Source organism: Paraburkholderia sp. EG287B (genome assembly GCF_040965595.1).
Lineage (GTDB): Bacteria > Pseudomonadota > Gammaproteobacteria > Burkholderiales > Burkholderiaceae > Paraburkholderia.
This window is the reverse complement of the sequence record NZ_JBFRCG010000039.1, coordinates 39,207-46,391: the sequence shown is the minus strand read 5'-3', so window position 1 is coordinate 46,391 and position 7,185 is coordinate 39,207. Positions and strand designations below refer to the sequence as shown.

General features: G+C 58.0%; 5 protein-coding genes and 4 pseudogenes. 7 read left to right on the top strand and 2 right to left on the bottom strand.

Going from position 1 to position 7,185, the window contains the following annotated elements; translation table 11 throughout:
• From AB4Y40_RS40885 to AB4Y40_RS40855, 7 genes and pseudogenes are all read left to right on the top strand, one after another.
• Positions 1-203 (top strand): annotated as a pseudogene (locus AB4Y40_RS40885) (IS630 family transposase); the annotation flags it as partial.
• Between the two features lie 6 nt (positions 204-209).
• Positions 210-947 carry a hypothetical protein gene (locus AB4Y40_RS40880; protein WP_368692697.1) on the top strand — a complete coding sequence of 246 codons (738 nt, stop codon included), beginning with the start codon at positions 210-212 and terminating at the stop codon, positions 945-947.
• 776 nt (positions 948-1,723) lie between these two features.
• Positions 1,724-1,975, top strand: coding sequence for a site-specific integrase (locus AB4Y40_RS40875; RefSeq protein WP_368692696.1), 252 nt, complete (start codon positions 1,724-1,726; stop codon positions 1,973-1,975).
• A gap of 117 nt (positions 1,976-2,092) precedes the next feature.
• On the top strand, positions 2,093-3,976 hold the full coding sequence (locus AB4Y40_RS40870; RefSeq protein WP_368692695.1) for an integrase: 1,884 nt from the start codon (positions 2,093-2,095) through the stop codon (positions 3,974-3,976).
• Positions 3,973-4,335, top strand: coding sequence for a hypothetical protein (locus AB4Y40_RS40865; RefSeq protein ID WP_368692694.1), 363 nt, complete (start codon positions 3,973-3,975; stop codon positions 4,333-4,335). The genes AB4Y40_RS40870 and AB4Y40_RS40865 overlap by 4 nt, the downstream gene beginning before the upstream one ends.
• Before the next feature lie 671 nt (positions 4,336-5,006).
• Positions 5,007-5,254: pseudogene (locus AB4Y40_RS40860) on the top strand (transposase family protein); the annotation flags it as partial.
• A gap of 518 nt (positions 5,255-5,772) precedes the next feature.
• Positions 5,773-6,018 (top strand): hypothetical protein, encoded by a 246-nt coding sequence (locus AB4Y40_RS40855; RefSeq protein ID WP_368692699.1) that lies wholly within the window; start codon positions 5,773-5,775, stop codon positions 6,016-6,018.
• Here the strand turns inward: AB4Y40_RS40855 and AB4Y40_RS40850 are convergent.
• Together AB4Y40_RS40850 and AB4Y40_RS40845 are read right to left on the bottom strand one after the other, a co-directional pair.
• A pseudogene (locus AB4Y40_RS40850) lies at positions 5,997-6,917 on the bottom strand (integrase core domain-containing protein); the annotation flags it as partial. The gene AB4Y40_RS40855 and the pseudogene AB4Y40_RS40850 overlap by 22 nt on opposite strands.
• An 84-nt stretch (positions 6,918-7,001) precedes the next feature.
• A pseudogene (locus tag AB4Y40_RS40845) lies at positions 7,002-7,133 on the bottom strand (DDE-type integrase/transposase/recombinase); the annotation flags it as partial.
• Between the last annotated feature and the right edge of the window lie 52 nt (positions 7,134-7,185).

Sequence of the window (7,185 nt, the reverse complement as noted above, 5' to 3'; positions counted from 1 at the left end):
CATGGCTGAATCAGGTCGAGAACTGGTTTGCCCGCATCCAGCGCGACGTCATTGCGCGTGGCGTATTCACCAGCACCAGGGATCTCGACAAAAAGCTCATGCGGTACATACGTCAATACAATAAGCAAGCACTCCCATTGAAATGGAAGTACTCCGATCCATCGCGGAGAATCCGGTGCAATTCATCTGGTTCAACGGACTAGTTCGCCATGAGCGCGAAAGTAGTTGGAAAATGGTCCACTGCCATGATGAGTGTGCTCCTGCTCACCATCCTTTTTGCAGTGCTAATCAGCTTTCACAACGCAATCGCACGCTACTTGTTTTCCATGGACCGGGAGGATATCCTTCCGCGCTCTCTGGCGACGATCCATCCGACGCAGCAGACGCCCCATCGAGCGAGCATCGTGCAAACAGTTTATGGCGGAGCGACGTTGCTTGTCTGTGGATACTTCCAACTCAATGCAGTGAATGTCGTTGTTCCGTTGACCGCGGCGCCCTCGGCTATCGGCATCATTGCGGTCCAGTGTCTCACTTGCTTTGCAGTAGTCGGATTCTTGTCGTCGAACCCACGACGTACCAACCGCTGGCAACGTGCGATCGCGCCAATATTGAGCTTTTTGGCCTTGATGGCGGTTCTGTACCTAGTCGTCGCCAACATGGCACTTTTGACAGGAGGTGTCTCCATTGCAAACCAAATCATCCCCGGCGGGATGTTGGCGACGGCGCTTATCGGTTTCAGCGTCGCAATCTGGCTGCGCCATCGCCGACCGTCCCTCTATCCGAATCTCGCCCGCGTGCTCACCGAGGTTTACGCCAGCCACATGAGCTGTTCCCGCCCCGCACCCATCAGGGTATCGCGTCACGAACCTGAGAATATCCCGATTCGATATCCGCGCCAGCTCAATGTCCTTGCGACCAAAAGTAGTGGCCCAGGAAATTGCGAATGATGCGACCGCGCTGATATCGCGTGCACTCAGCAAGACCACAGACTTCCTCCAGGTATTCGGTGAAGCGGCACACCTCATGCCGTACAGTGCCTGGCTCTGACCATAAAAACCGAGGAACGGTGCTCGCGTTGAGCACATCCAGAAGATGTCGAAGTGCTGCACTGACATCTGCCCGACTTCTCGGAATGGGATCGGGGCACGAGCATCGCGGCAGATGGTCGTTAACGAACGTGCAGACAAGTCGATCGTCAATCCGGGCTGCGGCTATCCGATGCACATTGAGCCAATGCGCGAAGTGCGCGACGCACCTGACATAGTGATTGACGGTACTGACTGCGTAGCCGGTATCAACGAGGTATTTGCAGTAGTCCTCTGCGAAGTCAGCAAGGACGCTGTGCCACAACCATGCCTGTGGTTGCGGTCGTAGTGGAACCAGGGCGATCATGATACTCTCCTGAAACGGATTACTACCCGATCAGGAAAGCACGCTTTTTTATGCGTAGTTTGTCCCGATACGCGGCGCTCCGCATGGCGAGTCGCACCAATGCTCGTGGCGCTCTGAAGAATGCAAACTCCGCGTAATTTGCCGCTATGCATTATTGCGGCTGTACTAAACCGCTGACGCGGTAGTGGGAGGTTGGCACAGGTCCGTGGCTGACGTTTCATGAAGAGGGTTGTCTGGCGCGGAACCCCGGCAAGGTGGTGGGCGGTATCGCTAGGAGCAGTATGTGAACGCCCGGTTGGGCATTCCACCCACTGCTTCCAGGAGGCTCGCCATGACGCCACTGCGCCAACGCATACTACATGACATGCAGATCCGCAACCTTGCGGAGAATACCCAGAAGTCCTATCTGATTCAGGTATCCAGTTTCGCCCGCCACTTTCGCCGTTCGCCCGAACTGCTGGGTCCCGAGGAGATCCGGGCCTGGCTCGTCTACCTCCGCGAAGAGCGCAAGCTGGCCCCCGCCAGTCTCTGCGCAACGATCGGCGCACTGCGTTTTCTCTACCGCGTGACGCTAAAACGATGAACTGCGCAGGCGCGATGCCGCGCTGGTCGATCAGATCGAGCACGACGTTGATATTGAGGGGAATCTGGACGCTTTCTGGTCGGCCCGACTCGACTAGCTTTACGAACTGGGAGTGGCATGAAGAACTCGTTGATCGCACCGCTCGCTGGGCGCCGCGACTGGTACCGGATCGAGGACGATATGGTGGTCACCCACGACAAAGCCGGAAACGCTGCTTCGCTGTTTGGTGACGACGCCTGGGACATCCGTGCGTATACGATTGGGCAGCGCACCTATATCTACTTCAGGGGCCATCTGCCTGAGGGCGCAAGTTGCGCCCTGTCAGAAGCAACTACGCGACAGTGGAAGCAGGCGATGTACTTTCTGATGCACGAAGCGACCGACACGGTACCGTCGTCCAGTACGCTAATAGCTGGGGCAGCCTGCCTGAAGGGATTCACGTTCTTTGCCGCTGCCCGTCAGCTTACGCTCTACGAGGGCCTGTCTAGCGTCGCCGTTGTTCTGGACTATGCGGCGCATTCTGGGAGGGAGAGAAAGGCCCAGATCCTTCATTCGATTCTGGTAAAGCTTCACCGTCTGGGCGTCGGGACCACAGGGTTGCGCGTACCGCTGGCCCAACTGCACAAGCCTCTGCTCGAGCGCTTTGCGCAACGTGCTGGAAGCTCACAATATCCTGTTATCCCGACGCGGATCTACCAGCACTTCCTGTCGACCTGTGAGCATGACCTCGGCGTCGCTGAGGGCGTCGCTGGCATCCTGTCGGACTACCTCGCACGAGTCTATGGCGGTGAGAGTCCGGCCACCCCTGCGGAACTGGCAAGAGCTGCTGCACACTTCGGACGCAATGAATCCCCTTACGTCGTGTCGTCGCTTGTGGCATCGATCAGGGCGCTATGCCAGCTTGTCATCCTGTCATTCACCGGCATGCGTGCGATGGAAGCGGAGAGCCTGCCGTACGACTGCCTGCGCGAAACCCCTCTGGATGGCGTGACCCATTACACCATCGAGGGCATCACGACCAAGTTGTCGGGCGGTCGTCCCACGCGCGCTTGCTGGGTGACCAGTCCGCTCGCTGGCCGCGCCATCAGGCTCGCGCAACGGTTGTCGGGCCAGGCGCACCGTGCGCACAGCGCGCAAGGCTACGCCGAATCAACGGACGGTTCGCACTTGTTGTTCTGTCGTATGGGTCTGCGTAGTGAGGGGTATGTGGCAGGCCGGGTGGCGAGTACCGTACGTAACGCTATCGAAGCCTTTATTAAGCGCGTCTTCCCAACGATCACGGTCGAGGACATCGCTGAATTGAAGCGTGTCGACTTGCACCGCGCGTGGGAAGACGAGCCGAAGTACGCGGTCGGGCAGCAGTGGCCGTTCACCCGGCACCAGCTTCGGAGGACGCTCGCGTTATACGCACACCGCAGCGGCCTCGTGACGCTGCCGACGCTCAAGCGTCAACTGCAGCACATCACTCAAGAAATGTCGATGTATTACGCGCGCGGTTCGGCGTTCGCGAAGGGCTTCATCGACACCGACAGGACCCACTTCGCGAAAGAATGGGCCGAGACGCAGGGCCTGTCCGAGTACCTTGCGTACGCCGAGCAGGTGCTGTTCTCTGACGAGAGGCTGTTCGGCGGGCACGCAGGTTGGGTGCAGAGCCGTGCCGTGCAGGCTTCGCCCGTGTCGGTTTATTCGCGCGAGCATACGGTGAGGATGTTCGGGAAGGGCGAACTGGCGTATCGCGAGACGGTGCTGGGCGGCTGCGTCAGCGTCGAGCCGTGCAAGTCGATGCCGCTCGACTGGATGCGTCTGGATTGCCTTGAATCGAACTGCCGTAACCTCGTGGTCGTGCCGTCGAAGCTTCAGCGCGTGATCAAGGCGCAGCAGGTTACGGTCGCGAGGTTGCGCGCGGTCGATGAGGCGAGTGTCGAATACCGTATCGAGGCCCAAACGCTGCAACGACTGCTTGACGCGCAGAAGAAAATGATCAAACCGGAGGCAGCATGAGCAACGCCATGACCGACTACTACGCCGCGCTAGAGCGACTGAAGAAACGCAAGGGTGCGCGCATCAACAACGACACCGTGGCGATCGAGGCGGGCCGCAAGAAGGGCAGCATCAAGAAGTCGCGCCCACAGTTCACCGAACTGATCGAAGCGATCGACGCGGCCAACGCTGTAGCTGAGCGCCCGCAGCTCGAACTTGTCGAACGTTTGAACCGCGCGAAGGGTGACGTGAAGGATCTGCAGACACAGCTCGACGAGTCGCTGGCTCGTGAACTCGCACTGCTGCGGCACGTGTTCAGCCTGCGCAAGGAACTGACCGCGCTGCGTGGCGGTAGCATCCTGCCCTTGCACTCGCGCTAGATCGGGCGGGCGCCCCCGCTCGAAACGGGTGCCTGGGCTGCTTTGCATGCGTTGACCCGGTGCTCGCGAAGGTTCCCGCTACGGGTCACCCGGCATAGTGACGTATCAAACCCGGTTGTGGTTCTGCGACACCGCTGAAAGGGTCAAGGGCAGGCGCAGCCCGGATGCTCATAGGAGCTTGACGCGCGATGGGTTGCACGCGCCAGCGTGGTTGGAAGCCCGACTTTCTCGGGTTTCCAACCATGCGAAACCTGCCGCGAAAGACGGACATTCCGACGGTCGTACTGTCCACTTTTTCGACCAACCAAATGGACATCCTGCTGACTGCAGATCCCAGTATTTTCAAGGCTCCGACTGATGTCCATTGTCTTTCTCTTGCGCGTAATCGTGTTCCACAGCACGATCGCGGCCGTGACCAGATTGAGGCCGCTGGCGCGATAAGGCTGCGCCTCAAAGCTTTGGACCGCAGGTGAGAATGCGAACACAACCTAGCAGGTTGGTCGTCCGGATTATGTGAAGCATGATGACCTTCGTTCGCCGAGACTCAGGGCCTGATACGCCGGTCGTTTCACGCTTTGCTTAAAGCCTTGCGCGCCATCCAGAGTTTGCCCAGCGCAAACAGCCTTCGCCGCCGCATAGCTGCGCAGCTGGTCGGTCAAGAACAGAGCCTCGGGCGGCCTTTGCGCACGCTTACGATCGTTGGCGACTACACGCGCGAGTGTCTGGTCATCGATGTCGGGGCGTCACTCAGAGGGGAAGACGTGGTTTCCGCGCTGGAGAGCATCACATCAGATCGACCACTAACGCGATTTATGAAGGCAGACAAGGGGCCGAATTCATCCCGAAGGCCCTGGACCGATGGGCATACGAGAACGGAGAACAAATTGACTGCTCACGTCACGGCAAGCCAACTGAGTCCGAACCTCGGTCGAGCGCTGACGTTACTGGCGGGCTGCTCTCGCGATAGCCTGGAAAGAGCTTTGAAAAGCCGGCAGCACCGCCCAAACGAGGATTTATGTCGTTTTCAACATATTTGATGCCATTCTTCTGGAGGTTGTTTAGTCAATCTCGCAAAATGACCGCTTATTGTCGGTGGTGGGGAGTCTCTAAGCGCGGTAAGATCAAGGCTGTCTGAGGGCGCGCTGAAAGATCTGGTGATCGCGCTTAACCGGCTGTGGCTATGTCGCGGGAACAGTCCGTCTGTACGTGAAAGAAGCAGGAAGTCGGTCGTGCTTGCCAGTATAAAAATCGCGAGCGTATACGCGAAACTAACGGCGAACCGCTTTGGTCAGCGTTTCTCTCGGAGCGGATTGCCATCCCGAAACGTCCAGTTCGACGCCAAGGCCCATTGAGGGCGCGCAGAGTTGTGTCGGCTTTTCGCGGTGATGGACTGTTTATTCACGACTTTTTTGTTAACTATTCGGAATTATAGATAAAGTGCAAATCAAAAACCTTCTCGATTGCGCCCATGAACAAGCGCGGACGTTTGTTGATGAGAATCCTAGAATCAATTTCAGAGAGGTCGAAGAATTGTTTGATGGAGCATTTTTCTACTATCTTTCCCGTCATATCGGCGAGGTTACGATAGCGGAGATGTCAACTGTTATCAACGGGGCCCGTGACCTGCCTGATTTCTTCGGGTCAATCTTGGAGAGCGGCCCCTCGGTTGCTTCAGTTGAATAATACCGCTGCTTGAACCCGTCCGGCGTCAGGTGGGCCAGACTCGAATGCGGTCGGATGGCATTGTGGTGACGCCGCCACTGCTCGATCACAACCTTCGCTTCCGTGCGCGTTCGAAACCATTCAAGGCTCAAGCATTCATCTCGGAACTTGCCGTTGGAAGCTTTTGTCCGCGCCGTTCTGCCAAGGCTTTCCGGGATCGCTAAGCGCCGTGTCCATGCCGTTCTGTGCAGCCCACTTTAGGATGGCCCGCGATACGAATTCTGGGCCGTTCTCCGAACGCAAGTAACGAGGCGCATCATGAAGGCTGACCAGTTGGAGCAGGACTTCGATGTCGCGCTCGGAGCGAATCGATCCCGCCACGTCGATTGCCAGGCATTCACGCATGTACTCATCGATCACCGTCAGACACTTCAACTGCTGGCCGTTGGCGCACGCGTCAAATACGAAGTCGTGCGCCCAGATGCGTCGTACCGCCGGCCGAGGGCGATGGACCGACACGCGTCGACGGGGGCGCTTGCGCGGCACCGGTGCGTCCCGCACGGCCAATGTCGATTCGTAATGTAGCGCCGATCGGGAGACCGTGCACGCCGTTCGGACAGGCCTCGTGCTTTCGCGTAGGTGACCTGCTTGCGTCGAGCGGGCGCGCTCACCGCTTTTTTGCGTTGATCTCTTTCATCACGTCCACCTCGAGATAGCATCTTCTTCAGCCGCGCATTCTCTTGCTCGAGTTGCTTGAGCCGCTTCACGTCGGCAGCCTCCAGCCCGCCGAAATGTTGTCGCCAGTTGTAAATGGTTTGCTCGGTGACCCCGTGCTTCTTCGCCACCTCCGCGACCGGCGCCTTGTCCGCCTCGCGCAGGGTAGTGACCTTCTGTTCTTCGGTAAACCGGCTCTTCTTCATGACTTTCTTTTCTCCGTTGGAGGCCATTCACTCAAGTTTCAACTGGTCTGAAAATTCAAGGGCAGGTCACCGGTTAGAATGCCTGTGCATGACTTCGATGCCACCCGGGAGAATGCGGGCGCAACGAAATTTCTTGAACCGGAGCATCGAGCGAGTCCGGCGCTTGATCGCGCGGTGGTCCTGCTCGACGATGTTATTCAGATACTTCGTGCCTCGGCCCGGATTTTTCTGGACACAGATTTGCTGTAAAGCAGCTGTCTAGAAAAAG

Excerpts from the sequence above, each read along its gene's own strand:
- AB4Y40_RS40880 (WP_368692697.1), top strand. The coding sequence starts at position 210 with ATGAGCGCGAAAGTAGTTGGAAAATGGTCCACTGCCATGATGAGTGTG.
- AB4Y40_RS40875 (WP_368692696.1), top strand. The coding sequence starts at position 1,724 with ATGACGCCACTGCGCCAACGCATACTACATGACATGCAGATCCGCAAC.
- AB4Y40_RS40870 (WP_368692695.1), top strand. The coding sequence starts at position 2,093 with ATGAAGAACTCGTTGATCGCACCGCTCGCTGGGCGCCGCGACTGGTAC.
- AB4Y40_RS40865 (WP_368692694.1), top strand. The coding sequence starts at position 3,973 with ATGAGCAACGCCATGACCGACTACTACGCCGCGCTAGAGCGACTGAAG.